The organism is Thermaurantimonas sp. (assembly GCF_046299575.1).
In the GTDB taxonomy this organism is placed as follows: domain Bacteria; phylum Bacteroidota; class Bacteroidia; order Flavobacteriales; family Schleiferiaceae; genus Thermaurantimonas.
This window is the reverse complement of the sequence record NZ_JBKBHX010000001.1, coordinates 39,405-55,316: the sequence shown is the minus strand read 5'-3', so window position 1 is coordinate 55,316 and position 15,912 is coordinate 39,405. Positions and strand designations below refer to the sequence as shown.

The window sequence follows — 15,912 nt, the reverse complement described above, 5'->3', positions numbered from 1 at the left end:
ACATAATACTTCATGAAAATACATATGATAGCCATCGGAGGCAGCGCCATGCACAACTTGGCACTGGCACTCCGAGAGGCTGGTCACATGATCACCGGAAGTGACGACGAGATTTTTGAACCCTCTCTCTCCCGTCTGCGTAATGCAGGGCTTTTGCCCAATGCAATCGGCTGGTATCCCGACAAAATCACCAGTGATCTTGATCTGGTCATTCTTGGAATGCACGCTCGGGCTGATAATCCCGAACTTCTTCGGGCCCGTGAACTTGGCCTGAAGGTACTTTCGTATCCTGAATTTTTATACGAACATTCAAAAGACAAAACACGTGTAGTAATCGCCGGCAGTCATGGCAAAACCACTGTAACAAGTATGGTGATGCACGTGTGCCGCGCTGTAGGTTTAGAAATCGACTATTTGGTCGGGGCGCTGGTCAAAGGCTTTGATACAATGGTGCGTCTTTCGGACTCTGCCGAATTTATGCTCATCGAAGGGGATGAATATCCGGCTTCGGCCCTTCAGCTCGTACCTAAGTTTCATTTTTACAAGCCAAACATTACAGCTATCACCGGCATTGCCTGGGATCATGCCAATGTCTTTCCGACCGAAGAAGTGTATGTAGATCAGTTTAGGAAATACATCGAATTATGTGAGCACGGTGCTTCGGTGGTTTATTTTGCTGAGGACGTAAAACTCAAAACAGTCGTAGAGGGCGCTCAGAATTTTGTAAAAAAAGTGCCTTATTACACGCCGTCGTATGAGGTACGTTCTGGTGTATATCACTTGCTCACGGATGATGGGCCACTGCCCTTGATGGTCATTGGCCGGCACAATATGGCCAATCTGGAAGCTGCCCGCTGGATCTGCCAGCTCATGGGCATACAGGAGCGCGATTTTTACGAGGCAATTACGAGCTTTGAAGGGGCAGCAAAACGCCTTCAACTGTTGGGCAAAAATCAAAATACTCAGGTTTACCTCGATTTTGCCCACGCTCCCAGTAAGGTGAAGGCCACTTTGGCAGCGGTGAAAGAATCTTTTCCCGGTAAAAAAATCGTCGCCGTGCTCGAGCTGCATACGTATTCGAGCCTCAGCAAGGAGTTTTTACCAAACTATCAGCACGCATTGGAGGGTGCAGATGTTCCGGTTGTATATTTTAATCCGAAGGCAGTGGAACACAAGCGGTTGCCAGCATTAAATAAAGAAGAAGTAGCTGACGCTTTTTCGATACCGGTTGAAAATATTTTTACCGACGCATCCGAAGTACTGAAAAAGCTCCTGGCGGAGCGTGCTTCCAATACGGTGTTTCTGATCATGACATCGGGAAATTTTGGAGGAGTAGATTTAAAAAATTGGGCTGATCAATTACTCGCCTGATGAGCAGCATCGATTACTTAATTGCCGGAGTCGGCCTTGTCTTTTTTCTGATCATTAATCTGCAACTTCGAAAGAAAGGAACGAAAAACGTCGAAAGCTTCTTTCTCGGTAGCAGAGATGTAAGCTGGAAACTACTGGGTCTTAGTATGGTAGCTACCACGTTTGCTGCTGACACACCTCTGTGGGTCACCGAAAAGGTGGTACAACACGGCATCAGTGGCAACTGGCTCTGGTGGAACATGCTGCTTGGTGGTATGCTTACTACGTTTTTTTTCGCTAAATATTGGAGAAGGGCCGGCATACTGACAGAGCCTGAGTTTATCAGTCTCAGATATAGCGGTCCGCTTGTGAAGCCCCTGAGAATGTTTAAGGCCGTGTATCTCGGACTTTTTCTCAATGCCGTGATCATCGGTTGGGTGAATGCGGCTATGATCAAGGTCGTAGGCGAGTTTTTTCAGCTCAGCCGCGAGTGGAGTGTAGCTGTAGTGATGCTGATGATGGTCTATACCGCTGTGTATTCCGCTGTTTCCGGTTTGATTGGCATTGTGGTGACCGATGCTATTCAGTTTGTCATCGCTATGGCGGGGAGTATTCTGCTTGCAGTATTGGTGGTACGACTGCCGGAAGTCGGCGGATTGGCGGGATTGGTGGAAAAGTTGCCTGAGTGGCGTTTTCACTTTTTTCCGACCATCGATCATGGTAGCTCTGATGTACTCACCATTTCCGCAGGGGCTTTTTTTTCATTCGTTGCACTTCAATGGTGGAACAGTTGGTATCCCGGAGCTGAGCCGGGTGGTGGAGGCTACATATCCCAGCGCATGATGAGTGCCCGCTCTGAAGAAGACGCGCAGAAGGCATCGCTCTTTTTTCAGCTGGCTCATTACTGTCTGAGGCCCTGGCCCTGGATTGTGGTGGCTTTGGCTGCACTGGTTCTCTATCCGGGCCTTACCGATCAGGAAGCCGGCAATGCCTACATCCGCCTGATACGTGACTATATGCCTACGGGTATTAGGGGGTTGATGCTTCTGGTATTTCTTTCTGCATACATGAGCACCATCTCTACCCAACTCAATTGGGGCAGCGGGTACATGACCAATGATCTCTATCTGCTCAGGAAAAATTTTAAAATAAAACACCAAAAAGAGCCTGTAAAGGCGGGAAGGATTTTTACGCTACTGATCATGGTCGCCGGTGGTTTGGTGTCCTTTTACATTGATACTATCGATACAGCTGCTCAATTTCTCATACAAGCCGGAGCCGGATTGGGATCCGTATTGATCCTTCGCTGGTACTGGTGGCGTATTAATGCGGCTACGGAATTGGTGGCGACTGTGGTACCACTTTTCATTTTGGCAGTGAGTAAAGTGTGGTTGGAGCCTGCTTTTGGCGATGCATTTGTTCGCCAGAATGGGACTTTTTACGTTGTGGTCTTTGGCACCATGACGGTGTGGATTTCAGTGGCCTATTTATCAAAACCAACTGATATGCAAGTGCTAAAAAATTTCTGTGCGCAAATAAAGCCCGCAGGCCTTTGGCCAGATAAACTTCATAAACCCGACAATTCGGAAGTAAAAAGAAACGCTGTAAAGTGGCTATTTGCCGTTTTAATGGCGTATTCGTTGCTCTTTGGTACAGGTTATATGTTGTTTGGGCAATGGTTTAATGCTGTATCGTTTTTGACCGTTGCTCTGCTAAGTGGTTATTTTTTAACACGTCAACTTAAAACCGATGCAAAACGAGGCTCTGCTCAATACTGAATGGTGGATGTATGCCCTGTATCTGGTGGGTGGGGTGCTCACCGGAATGATCAACGTGCTGGCGGGCAATGGATCGGCCATCACATTGAGCCTGATGATATTTGCAGGAATGCCTCCAGGCCTGGCTAATGGCACAAACCGCATAGGTGCCTTGGTCCAAACAATAACCTCCGTACTTGCAATCCGTAAAACCTTGAGGACCAAAAGACTTATTCAACTAAGTGTTCCATTTTTCATTCCGGCATTTATCGGGAGTTTTACAGGTGCTTTTATCGTTATGGATATTGACGATCAGCTGCTGAAAAAAATTATTGGTATCCTGATGGTGCTGATTCTGCTCAGCCTGCTTCTGAATCCTAAAAAGTGGAAGCGAAATACAGACCCCAAAAGGCGCATTCATACATGGGTCAATTATTTGTGGTTTTTTCTGATCGGTGTTTACACCGGCTTTATACAGATGGGTGTGGGTATTTTGATGCTGACCATTATGGTGCTGTCGATGCAGCTGAGCCTCAAGGATTCAAACATCATCAAACTGGTAATGGCAGTGGTGATTTCTATTCCAGCCTTTTTCATGTTTGTGCTGTATGGCCAGGTTCATTGGCCTTCAGGGTTGGTTTTGGCTGCGGGCCAATCAGTGGGTTCGATTATTTCGACCCGATATTTTCTATATCATCCCAAGGCTACGACGATCACCAAGTATGTACTCATTTTTATTTTGTCAATAAGCATACTAAAACTTTTTAACATCATCTGAATTTTACGACATATGGATGACTACTTATGAGCCGGGCAACGTGAAATTTTGAAAAAAATCAAATCATCATGTTGCCGTGGAAATTGGCCATTTTCATGTTCCTGACACTATTTTCCTATGCTCAGTATAACCTGCCTAATTCAAATTATGTCCCACCATCACATCCATTGCTGAGCATTCAGAGGAAGTACGACAATCCGTTGAATTGGAACATTGTTTACGGAATAGGGATGCAGCTGGGAGTTGATTGGCAGAAAAACGGAGGGGCCGTTTACAATAAAATCAACGCATATTTTACACACAGAGGTTTTGTGGTGGAGGGTAGCTATGCACGGGATATCAGCAGTGCTTCCATATTCAGCAGTTCCAATCCGCTGGTGAAGGTGTACAATCAGCCTTACAGGCAAACAGAAATTTCAGCAACTATCCATGTAAGCGATAAAGTAAAAACCCGAATGATGCTACCCTATGTGGGAATTTTGGTACTTCGCGATGAAAAGACGGTTGAGAATATTTACAACTATGAATACATACAAAAAGATAAAATAGGAGAGATCCACAGGTCGTATAAAGAGTGGAAAAATTTTCATACCAATCAGGAAGTTTCTTACCGATTTGCTTGGGGATTTGGAGGGTCTTTTATCAGCCGAAAAACCAATTTGATATACTCATCAAAAGGGGAAAATTACAACCTTGATTGTATCACTTTGGTGGATAAAAGTGCTAATCCCACTGATCTTGTCATGCCTTTTAATCAAACGGTATTCGGTGCCGGGATTCACATATCTGAATTTTTCTCGTATTCCTATACATATAAGCTCAGTGAACTCAGACCTCAAAAACTTAGGAGAAACGTATTTTCAATGACCAAAGTTGAAATTTTATACGGCTCTGGTCTTGAATATGGATCGCAAGTAATTACCTATCAGAACAATCAAGTAACACCTGAAGATGTTGAAAGTGTATCGTCCAATTCTATTGGTTTTCGGATAAAGCGAACTACCAATCAAATCAGGTATTCAGGCAAAAAACCGGGATTGTATACCGAGGTGGAAGCCGGCCTAAGACCTGGAATTTATAAAAAGGCATTTACCGATGGCTTGTATATCAGCTTTGGTCTGGGAATAATCATCTGAAAACTGACTTTAGTTAGCTTAATATCCGATTTATCTAAAGACCTTTAGGTTTCAAATTCATTATGGTTGATGAGATGGTCGGCAATCTTGTTTTTCTTTGGTATTTTCGGATTTTTAAAAGGTCAGATTGTAAAGAACATTTCGAACGAACCGGCCATTTGGGGGGGGGTATATTTCCAGTATTAAACTATCGGAGAGGATTTCCATCTGGAATGATCTGCACTATGTGCCGGAATCTTTTTTTATTTACAGAACAGGATTGTCGTGGCATTTTACACCACAGGTAGTTGGTACGGCAGGGTATGCCTTTTTGAATACTTCACCCATAGTCGATGGTCTGCTTGCCAGAAGTGAGCACAGACCATGGGGCCAGTTGGTCTTTAATTTTAAGATTGGAGAGGCAGCCCAGTTTAATCACCGGGTACGATATGACTATCGCATCCGTCAGTCTGTTTTGGCAGGGGAGATACTCGATGGGGAATGGGTGGCTAACCACCGCCTTAGGTTTATGTCAAGCCTACGATTTCCTTTGGTAGGTAGGAGTTTAGGTAATTACAAACCCTTCTTTTCTATCAATAATGAAATCCTTTTCAACTTCGGAAAAAACATTATTTGGAATTATTTCGACCAAAACCGCAGCTGGATCAACTTTGGCTATCAGATACCAAATGCCACTTTTCAACTTGGCTATATGCTGAGGTGGGTGCAAGGAAGCACACCTGGTAATGTCACATATTATCACACAGCGCTTTTCTGGGTGACGCATGTGATTGACAGCCGAAAACACAAGCCCCTGAAAGAACCCGAAAACGAATTGCTGCACAGAGAGCCATAAGGCTTTGGCACCGACTGAATAGAGCTTTGTCTTTGAAAGAATAAGCTCGGAAAGAGTATAAAAAAACCCGGTACTGTAAACCGGGCTTATGGTGTGGTGGTAGCGAGGACGGGAGTTGAACCCGTGACCTCAGGGTTATGAATCCTGCGCTCTAACCGACTGAGCTACCTCGCCGTTTTTGGGGCTGCAAATATTCAGAAATCAAAGAAATATAGAAACCTAAAAGGATGTTAACTCCTATGAGAAATTTAGTGCGCTTTACTGGGTTCGAACCAGTGACCTCTGCCCTGTCAAGGCAGCGCTCTAAACCAGCTGAGCTAAAAGCGCGGGCAAATCATTAAAAGCTTTGCAAAAGTACAACACCAACCGTACATTTTTGAAAAGATTGACCATTTCGCATGTTCTTCAAACGAAACTGTTGTAAGTTATTTGTTTTCAGAAATTCGTTCAGAAAATTTTTACTGTAAAAGTGGTTGTTTATCATCTCGCCCAATTAAAAATGCTTAAAAACACTCTGAATAGGTCAAAAAATATCGTCCAAACTATTTTTCTTTGTACATAAAATCAACCAAAATCAAAAAAAACCTAAATCTTCTTCTATTTATTAGCATTTCTGTATTGCTTTTTCTTTACTCCTTTCGCTTTGAAGTGTATGAAGGAGGTCGCGACAACTATGCGCACTACTTTATATCAAAATATTCGTGGTTACAACCCAAACTTTTGTTAGATCATTGGGGTAAGCCATTGTTTACATTGCTCACATCGCTTTTTGCACAGTTGGGTATAAAGGGAGTTGTATTCTTTAATATACTCATAGGTCTTTTTACTCTTTTTGTTTTAAATATACTTCTTAGAGAGCTTCGAATACAAACCAGATTGATCGCTTTGATTTTTCTTTTATTTTCTCCAATCTATTTTGTCCTTTTAATGTCTTCAATGACCGAGGTATTAGCAGCTTTTTTACTTACTTTTTCCTTGCTTTTACTTGTAAAAAAGAGGTATTCTTTAGCTGCAATCTTCTTCTCTTCTCTTGTGCTCGTTAGAACCGAAACCTACATCTTTTATCCGATCATTATCATCTATCTTTTAATGTTGAAAAGATATAAAGATATTCCTTTAGTACTTTCGTTTCCATTTATATATTCTATCATCGGATTTTTTGTTTATCATGATTTTTTTTGGCTCATCACTTATAATCCATACGCCGGAGCATCAGATGTTTATGGATCAGGCTCTATCTTCCATTTTTTTAAGAAATCACCTGAGATATTCGGATGGCCTTTTCTACTGTTTTTAATCATTGGATTGGCAGTAACATTTAATCAAATTGCATATAAAAAAGATACGAGTAGAGAGACAAAATATGCACTAATCCTAATACACTTTTTATGGCTTTGTCTATTTTCTGCTCATTCCGTAGCTTACTGGTTGGGCAACAAGGCCTCTCTTGGATTGATTCGAGTTTTAGTTCCTGTACTGCCGTTGTCAGCTGTAAGTGCAGCGATTGGTTTTGAGTTTATCTATCGCAGTGTCAGTGAGATCTCCTCTTCCAAAAGAAAAATTTTTAGATATTTAATCGTTATTTTCACTGTTGTAACGCAAACTATTCAACCTTGGATTCAACTGCCCATCCCTTACAAATTCAATGAAACTGACAAGGTATTGATCTCAGCTTTAGATTGGATTAAAACTCAAGAGTTATTCAATAAAAGAATTTTTTATTTCGATGTGTTTGTACCTTATTATTTAAATTTCAATCCATACGATACTTTAAAAATTAGGGAGGGAATTATAAACAAAAAGCATCCTGAACAAGACACTAAAATTGGTGATTTTATTATTTATGATACCCGATATGCTCCCATCGAAGGAGGTGTGAAGCTTGAAGCATTTATAGAAAATCCGTATTTTAAAATTACAAATTATTTTGCGCCTATTGTACAAGAGAAAACACTCAACGGACGTGCATTTGAAGTGTATGTTTTTTCAAGAGCAGAAAAAAATAGTGAATCGATATATCGAGTACTTGATAGTATTAAAGCGTCTAAATTTCTAAATAAAATTTATTTACCTACCCTTGAAAGGGTTCTTATTAAAGATAACATAGAATTTATAGATATCTGTAATGTGGATTTGAATCCTATAGAGAAAATCGCTTTAAAAAACATACTTCATATTTCCTTTGATCTCACATATTTTTCAGGCGATCTATCGAATGTTGGTCTGTGTATGAGTTTTGAAAAAAGGGATTCAATCGTTTCCTTTTTTTCAATACCTGTGAGTCGCTTTTTAGAGCGAAAATCATTTGATCAATTTATACAATCTATAGAGGCTGAAAAATTAAAGATTTTTATCTGGAATCGGGATAAAAAAAATATTGCCCTGAAAGTAGAAAATATTTCTGCTTTTCTCGCTGAAAAAGTTTATTGATTGAGGTGTAAAATGTTTATTAAAAGTTTAAAAGCACCCGCATTTCCGTTAGGTAATTGGCGGAAGAAACTTAAGCCAGTATAAACAAAAATGCCTTTACCATATTTTCCGATGATAAGTCCGCCTGATTGCGGTAGTTCATTAGTGTCAGCCCAAGCAAGAGGTGTATCATATTCAGGCGAAATATTTTCAGCAAAATACAAGCCAATTTCTTGGTGCCAGTTAGTTAAATCATCTTTTGTGATTTCGTACGGATACTTCAATACTTTATGGTTCGGAAGTAGAATAGTAGGAGATGCATCTTCTTCTGTAACTCTTCCCCGCCCGATAGTAAATGGATAGGGCCCAATTTCTTTTACTTTTAGATCAGCTCCATTCGTTTGATAGAGTACGATATACGTTCCGCCATTTTTAGTGTATTCAAGTAGTTTCTGATGCTCTTTTGCAAGTATAGTGGATGTGTTGAAGCTTCTTATTCCACAAACGATAGCATCGTACTTTTTTAAATCTTCAGCTGTTACATTTTGAAGTTGGAGATCCTCTACGTGAAAGCCTGACTTTTTCAAAATGGTTTTTATATCATCTCCCGATCCAGATATATAACCTATTTTTAGAGGTTTTACCTTCTCATTTTCCAGTGAAAATAGTTGAACAGTTATGGGTTTAAAAAGTACTTTCTTTCCAATGTGATCGTATGAAATAGTTTTATATGACATTAATTCAAGGCTGTCATGCTCTGATGTGTAGAAAAATTTGATTGTTGATGATTGATTTTTTTGTGTAGTTCCACTTATTGATAGTTCTTTACTTTCACCTTCTTGAAGTCTAAAAAGTGAAAGCAAATCTGGTTGAATTTCAACATCATTTTCTTTTTTGACACTAATGTGTAATGTGTCAAGCTTTTTATGAGTTTGTATGTTCAATGCAATATAAAATGTATTGTCAAAAACTTGATAAATTACATCGGCATCAGTTGTGCCTGTGATCTGAGGAAATACAAAAACATCTTCAATGATTTCGCCTTTTACGCGGTCATTGTTTCTAAAAATGATGGGAAGGTGTTTTACAATTTTAGCACCTTCGAGGTCAACAGTAATGGGTAAATAAAGAGGTTCGTCTATGCTTTTACCAATTTTTTGTTCTTCGCTTAAATACAGGTATTTTTCTGGATTTCTGAGCCAAAAGGGTTGAGAATAAGACTTTGTAATTCGATGAGGTATTTTAATTGAAACAGATTGTCTTGGCTGAATGAGCCGATTGATTTTGTAGGTTGAATCAGTTGTTTCTATGGCATTAATAAATACCATTTCTCCAATTCTGTTAAACATTTGAAAGTTAATCTGTAGGGTATCACCTTCGGTACAAAAACTTTGATTGGAAGCAGCTTCGGCATACACACCACTGCATTGCCAAATGAGGTCGTCAATTTTTTGCGTCAGTTCAGATAAGTAAGGCTCGGGGAGGCATTGTTGTGCAGCTTTTTTGAACTCATTCAGCTTGTAAATGGAGAGGTTGGGTTTGTCGTGATTGAAAGTAAGAGCGATTGTTTTGGCTTGTTTGTCGAGCGAGGGGCAGCCCCAGCGCGCATATCCTGTTTGTATATTTTCGAAGAGTTCTTTATAGGCTGGCGAGCCGCGTTCGAGCTGTAGGTATTCGGCAAATTGACCCCTGGAAGCTGGAATTCCAAATCCTTGACTTTTGTGTTGACTACGCGAATAGGCGGCAAGTTCGCCAGTTTCGGCTCCGAGGTAGGGGTAGTAATCTCCGACTTCGATTTTCAAGAGCTTACCATTGCCAGTCTGAGTGGTATCCAGATCTTTAATCCACCATGTGGAAGTATTCCAAAATAAGCGCGTTGCTTGCCATACCCCGTAAGTAGCGGCTATGTCCGGTTCGTATTCAGGATCAGCTGCCAGATCAAAAGCCTTAATAGCCAAATAAGCTGAAGCTGCGTGATGACCATGGCCTGCGCGTGCATCGGGTGGAAACCGGTTGATGATGATATCGGGTTTAAATTTTCGAATGATTAGGACAATGTCTTTTAAAATGCTGTCTTCGTTCCACAGGCGCAGCGATTCTTCTTTGCTTTTAGAATAGCCAAAGTCGCGGGCTCGCGTGAAGAATTGCAAGCCGCCATCAATTTCACGGGCTTTCAATAGCTCATGGGTACGAATTACACCCAAGGCATCGTCAAGTTCCGGGCCTATCAGATTTTGACCACCTTCGCCTCGAGTGAGCGATAAATAAGCCACTGTGGCTTTCTGGCTGTTGGCAAGCCAAGTGATCAGCCGAGTGTTTTCGTCGTCGGGATGAGCTGCTACGTACAGCACGCGTGCCGTATTCTGAAGTTTCTCGATTTCGTGAAGTATCAGAGAAGAAGATTTTGAAGAATAATACTGAGAATAACCTGTTAAAGTGCAAAATATGGAAATAGTTAAGAATCGATGTATGTACATTTTCTTTTTACTCCTAAGTTTGTATTAACAATTGGCAATGTTAAAAAATCCGAACGAAGGAATATGAAAAAAATTTTACTGCTGGTGTTCTGTTCAATGTTGATGGGTTTTCAGGCTGAATCGCAAAAGGCAACCATTCAACTAACCCACGGGAATTTTTCTTATGAATACAATAAAGACAGACCTTCGGTCTGGAAAGAGAAAAAAGGAGAGGCGGTAAACGGGAAGTTCTATAGGCTCATTCTTTTTCAGGACATTCCAGGCATTCACTACCTGAATGCCCTCGAGAAGATGGGCGTTCAGATGCTTGAGTACGTGCCAAAAAATGGTTATTTAGCATCAATATCTACCGGTTCTAATCTTCAGAAGGTGTTTGAATATGGGGCAGTGTGCATATTACCCGTACCATATGAATTAAAGGTTAGCAAGGAGATTTATTTTGACGAATTGCCTTCGTACACACAAATCGATGACCATCACCTTCGTGCCATATTAGTGCCTTACCGAAATATTCGCATCGATGATTTTCTACCGTTTGCACAAAGGCTGGTCAAGCGAATATTACATGTAAGTCAACAAGACAATCTCGCGGAAGTAGTCGTTCATAAGAATGATGTTCAAAAACTTACGCAGCTAGCAGGATTAATGTTTGTGCAGCAAGCTGAACCTCAGGGAGAGCCTGAAAACAAATTTGCCCGTGAGAATCATCGCGTGCAGAACGTCAACTATGGTAGACTGGCTCCCGTTGGTTTCACAGGCGAAGGAGTGGTGGTGGGCATAGGCGATGATGGCGCCATTGGCCCACATGCTGATTACAAAGGGAGATTGCAGCAGCCTTTTGCAACCGCAAGTACAGGTAATCACGGCGATCACGTGGCCGGTATTGTATTTGGAGCCGGCAATGTCAATCCGCAAGGCATGGGAATGGCACCAGGTGCTGAGGTGTTCTATCGCACTTATCCGGGCAATCTGCAGAATATTGTAAGCGATTACAATCAATACCATGTGCGCATCACCAATTCATCCTACAGCGATGGCTGTAACACCGGCTACACCAACAACGCACGCAACATGGATATTCAGACCCGCCAGTTGCCTTCGCTTCTGCACGTGTTTTCAGCGGGAAACAACGGAACTCAAAATTGCAACTTTATCACAGGTTGGGGTAACATAACAGGCGGACATAAACAGGCTAAAAACGTAATAGCTGTAGGTAACATCAATTCACTTGACTCCATCAACAGCTCCAGCAGCCGAGGACCAGCCCACGATGGCCGCGTTAAACCTGAGGTCGTAGCTAATGGTACCAGTGTATTTTCGACCATCGACCCACACACTTATGCGTCTTTTACCGGGACTTCAATGTCTTCACCCGGTACAGCCGGCACGTTAGCAACTATTTATCATGCCTATAAAACCTTTTTCAATCAGGAACCAAAAAGTGCTCTGATAAAAGCACATCTGATGAATACTGCTGACGATCTCGGCAACCGGGGTCCAGATTTTCGCTATGGTTTCGGTAGAATCAACGCACGACGCGCCATTCAGGCAATACAAAACAATCAAAATTTTTCAGACACAATTCTTGCTAATCAAATAAAAACCTTCACTATCGAACTTCCCGCCAATGTAGCTCAGTTAAAAGTAATGCTATATTACCACGATCGGGAAGCACTGGCTAATGCTCAGAAAACCTTGGTCAACGATTTGGACATGACCGTATCACATGGATCTACCATTTATTTTCCACTTATACTAAATCCTGCACCAAATGTAGCTGCTCTTACGAGTGCTGCAGTGCCTGGTATAGATAGCGTAAACAATGTAGAACAGATCGTAATCGATACTCCGGCCCAAGGTCTTTATACCATTACAGTGACAGGTAAGTCAATTCCTTTTCCAGCACAGGAATTTTTTGTGGTGTACGATATTATTACCAATAATCTTGTACTCTCCTATCCTAACGGACCCGAGATTAGTTGGGAACCGGGTAGTCAGCAAATCATCAGATGGGAAGCACCTGCTGGAACACAGCCTTTTCAGTTGCACATTTCAGCTGACTCTGGCGCGACTTGGACTGCTATTAATACCAATATTCCGGCAGCAACTAGACGCTTGCAATGGACATTGCCAGCCAATCTTTCAGGCAAATACTGGATCAGGCTAACCCGTGGTACACAACAAGTGATCTCAGCACATCCAGTTCACATATTAGGTACACCTCAAAATATTACAATAAACAAGGCATGTCCTGACACAGTCACCCTTACTTGGAATGCCGTTGCCAATGCTCAGGGATATTACATTACACGTCTTGGTCAGAAATACATGGAAATTTTTGACACTGTTGCGGGTCAAAATACGACCATAGCACACCTTACCGGCTTGAATTTTAATGAGGAAGAATGGCTAAGTGTAATGGCATACGGTGCAAACGGATTGATTGGTAACCGAGGGGTTGCTGCCCGTAAGGCTCCAGGTCTTTTTAATTGCACAGTACAGAAAGATCTCGCGCTGGAGGATGTGTTCAATTTTCCGAATGGTGCTATACCCTCCTGCCAGGCATCTGATAGTATAAGGCCGGTGCTTAGAATACGAAATGTATCCACCGACCAGATAGCCAGCGCTGTAGCATCAGTGTTTGCAAATGGATCACTCCTTATTTCAGATACAATTACTGCAGGCCTGCCCTCTTCAGGAAATATGATCAACTACACGTTTACCAAGCAGTTTCTGATGCCAAACCAGCCGCTTATAACTTTTAAAGTTGTAATTAAAGGGTCAGGTGACCAAAATGCGATAAATGATACCCTGACTTTTGTATCTGGAGTCTATAATGCATCATCTGTTACAATTCCTTTTACGACAAATTTTGACTCAAATCCGCTTTGCAGCGATTCTGCTGATTGTGAGCAGACCGTGTGTAGCATTGCATCATGGGCCAATCTGCAAAATGGAATTCAGGATAACATAGATTGGAGGGTGCATACAGGACCCACTCAGACTGCCGGTACCGGTCCGTCAGGCGACTATAATCTCAATGGCCAGGGCCGATACATTTATCTGGAAGCTACGTCCTGTTCAAATCAGACAGCAAATCTCGCTTCAAACTGCTTTACCGTTTCGGGGCTGACTCTTCCGGAATTGTCTTTCTGGTATCATATGTTCGGACCAGCTATGGGCCAGCTGGAAGTGCAGATACTCGACAGCAACCGCTGGACTACGGTGTGGCAGCGTTCCGGCAATCAAGGGAACGCATGGCTCAATGCTCGTATCAGCCTTTTACCTTACATCGGCAAAAAGATTGCCGTGCGCTTTGTTGGTACCACTGGGGGAAATACTTCTGATTTAGCTCTCGATTTAATTGAAATTCGTCAGAACACACTACCGCCGATCCCAGACTTTGCCCCTTCCGTTTCAGTTACTTGCCCTCAGGCACCTGTAACGCTTTTCGATCTCTCAATGGGAACTCCTACTCAATGGCAATGGTCAATTACGCCAAATACTTTTACGCTGGTTGGTGGTTCTACTTTGAATTCACAAAATCCGGTAGTTTCATTTAATCAGATCGGAACGTACACAGTTAAGCTGGTTGCTTCGAATGCCAACGGCTCTGACAGTATTACTAAAGTGAACGTCATTAACATAACAGCCGGACAGAACTTGCCTTTCTCTCAAAATTTCCAGCCTCAAATCTTCCCGCCAGCCAACTGGGAAGTGGTGAATCCGGACAATGGAATTACTTGGAATCGACAGTCGCCCACACCTCACTCCACTGGAAATGCTTCTGCACGAATGAATTTCTTTAATTACACCGTAGTAGGAGAAGTTGATTATTTGAATTTGCCACTTATCTCGCTTCTCAACACCACGCAACCTGCTTTGCTTTTTGATGTAGCCTATGCACAGTATCCGGGCTTTTCTGATAGTTTGGCCGTAGAAGCTGTTGGAGGTTGCGTTTCAAATGCGTTTACAGAAGTGTATAAAAGGGGTGGTTCTCAGCTGGCAACTGCTAATCCAAGTACCAATCAGTTTACACCTACCCAATCACAATGGCGCACAGATACAATACTGCTCACACCTTTTGCCAATGGCCCTGTTCGTCTTCGCTTTAAGTCTATCAACGGCTACGGAAACAACCTCTATATTACGAATGTGCGCATTGTTGACTTAGCTCAGGCGCCACCTGTCGCGGCCTTTACTGTGCAATTACCTCAGGTTGGTGTGATATGCGTAGGTGATACGGTCACCTTTGTTGACAACAGCCAAAACAATCCGGCGAGTTATAACTGGACGTTTGGCAACGGGGCAAGCCCAGCCTTTGCTAATACGCCTGGTCCGCACAAGGTGGTGTATCTAAATGGCGGACAAAAGACTGTGACGCTGAGTGTGCTAAATGCAAATGGAACTTCGTCGGCCACTCAAACGCTCAACGTTTTTGAAAATCCGACTTTTTCGCCTTCGATAGTTGTGAATTTAGATACATTGACTTTCAGTGCCAACGTGGTAGGTTCGTATGATTCGCTGCGTTGGAACTTTGGCGACGGCACTACTTCTACACTGCCAAGTGGTACCCATAAGTATCAAGTAGGTGGCACCTATTCAGTGACGCTCATTGTTTATCACGCCTGTGGAACGCTTCAAACTTCAGCTCAGGTTACTGTTTCCGGATTTTCCGTAGCTGAATTGGAAGAAGTAGGTTTCAACTTGTATCCTAATCCTTCCAGAGGCGAGTTCAGCTTACAGCTTCACTCCGCATTAATCGCCCGAAGCATGCGGATCACTGACGTAACGGGTAGGGTAGTGCACGAACAAACTCTCGATAATAGACAAAAGATAGATTTTTCGCTCAAGCACTTGCCTTCGGGTTCTTATGTCGTAACCGTGGAAGATCTCAGTGGCCAGGTAAAACGCCGGCAGCTAATCATTAGCAAATAAAAAGAAGAACAATTACTTAAAAGGTGTTCGAGTTTTTCGGACACCTTTTTTGTATTTAAAATTTTAGCCAATGAATGGTAATTTATTGAAGTTCAACGATTGCAGTGCATTCATGGAAGAAAATTATGCAAAGCTTTACAAGAGCGATGCTGATTTATAATAAGAAGTATTCGTTGTAGCCACTGATTCACTTGTTAACTAATAATAAAGTTTTCTAATTAAGTCAGAATTG

General features: G+C 42.2%; 8 protein-coding genes and 2 tRNA genes. 7 read left to right on the top strand and 3 right to left on the bottom strand.

Annotated features, from left to right (window positions below; translation table 11 throughout):
• Positions 1-12 precede the first annotated feature (12 nt).
• The 5 genes from murC to ACK4EX_RS00220 all read left to right on the top strand — a co-directional run bounded on the left by murC (position 13) and on the right by ACK4EX_RS00220 (position 5,856).
• On the top strand, positions 13-1,371 hold the full coding sequence (murC, locus tag ACK4EX_RS00240) for a UDP-N-acetylmuramate--L-alanine ligase (RefSeq protein WP_409768485.1): 1,359 nt from the start codon (positions 13-15) through the stop codon (positions 1,369-1,371).
• Positions 1,371-3,128 (top strand): sodium:solute symporter family protein, encoded by a 1,758-nt coding sequence (locus ACK4EX_RS00235; RefSeq protein WP_409768482.1) that lies wholly within the window; start codon positions 1,371-1,373, stop codon positions 3,126-3,128. Before murC ends, ACK4EX_RS00235 begins: the two co-directional genes overlap by 1 nt.
• On the top strand, positions 3,100-3,885 hold the full coding sequence (locus tag ACK4EX_RS00230; protein ID WP_409768479.1) for a sulfite exporter TauE/SafE family protein: 786 nt from the start codon (positions 3,100-3,102) through the stop codon (positions 3,883-3,885). The genes ACK4EX_RS00235 and ACK4EX_RS00230 overlap by 29 nt, the downstream gene beginning before the upstream one ends.
• Before the next feature lie 95 nt (positions 3,886-3,980).
• Positions 3,981-5,021: a hypothetical protein gene (locus ACK4EX_RS00225; RefSeq protein WP_409768476.1), complete on the top strand. Its 1,041-nt coding sequence runs from the start codon at positions 3,981-3,983 to the stop codon at positions 5,019-5,021.
• A 172-nt stretch (positions 5,022-5,193) separates the two neighbouring features.
• On the top strand, positions 5,194-5,856 hold the full coding sequence (locus ACK4EX_RS00220) for a DUF2490 domain-containing protein (protein ID WP_409769397.1): 663 nt from the start codon (positions 5,194-5,196) through the stop codon (positions 5,854-5,856).
• Between the two features lie 97 nt (positions 5,857-5,953).
• Here ACK4EX_RS00220 and ACK4EX_RS00215 read toward each other — a convergent pair.
• A tRNA-Met gene (locus ACK4EX_RS00215) sits at positions 5,954-6,030 on the bottom strand.
• 78 nt (positions 6,031-6,108) lie between these two features.
• A tRNA-Val gene (locus tag ACK4EX_RS00210) sits at positions 6,109-6,183 on the bottom strand.
• A gap of 393 nt (positions 6,184-6,576) precedes the next feature.
• On the opposite strand from ACK4EX_RS00210, the gene ACK4EX_RS00205 reads away from it, so the two are divergent.
• Positions 6,577-8,286: a hypothetical protein gene (locus ACK4EX_RS00205; RefSeq protein ID WP_409768473.1), complete on the top strand. Its 1,710-nt coding sequence runs from the start codon at positions 6,577-6,579 to the stop codon at positions 8,284-8,286.
• Here the strand turns inward: ACK4EX_RS00205 and ACK4EX_RS00200 are convergent.
• A complete protein-coding gene (locus ACK4EX_RS00200; RefSeq protein WP_409768470.1) occupies positions 8,280-10,742 on the bottom strand; it encodes a PIG-L family deacetylase in 2,463 nt (820 codons plus the stop codon). The genes ACK4EX_RS00205 and ACK4EX_RS00200 overlap by 7 nt on opposite strands.
• A gap of 63 nt (positions 10,743-10,805) precedes the next feature.
• Here ACK4EX_RS00200 and ACK4EX_RS00195 point away from each other — a divergent pair, with 63 nt between their 5' ends.
• Entirely contained in the window at positions 10,806-15,680 is a 4,875-nt protein-coding gene (locus tag ACK4EX_RS00195) for a S8 family serine peptidase (protein WP_409768468.1), read from the top strand.
• The last annotated feature ends 232 nt before the right edge of the window (positions 15,681-15,912 follow it).

What these genes read in the sequence shown, in the direction of transcription:
- ACK4EX_RS00230 (WP_409768479.1), top strand. Translation starts at nt 3,100, where the DNA reads ATGCAAAACGAGGCTCTGCTCAATACTGAATGGTGGATGTATGCCCTG.
- murC (WP_409768485.1), top strand. Translation starts at nt 13, where the DNA reads ATGAAAATACATATGATAGCCATCGGAGGCAGCGCCATGCACAACTTG.
- ACK4EX_RS00195 (WP_409768468.1), top strand. Translation starts at nt 10,806, where the DNA reads ATGAAAAAAATTTTACTGCTGGTGTTCTGTTCAATGTTGATGGGTTTT.
- ACK4EX_RS00200 (WP_409768470.1), bottom strand. Translation starts at nt 10,742, where the DNA reads ATGTACATACATCGATTCTTAACTATTTCCATATTTTGCACTTTAACA.
- ACK4EX_RS00235 (WP_409768482.1), top strand. Translation starts at nt 1,371, where the DNA reads ATGAGCAGCATCGATTACTTAATTGCCGGAGTCGGCCTTGTCTTTTTT.
- ACK4EX_RS00225 (WP_409768476.1), top strand. Translation starts at nt 3,981, where the DNA reads ATGTTCCTGACACTATTTTCCTATGCTCAGTATAACCTGCCTAATTCA.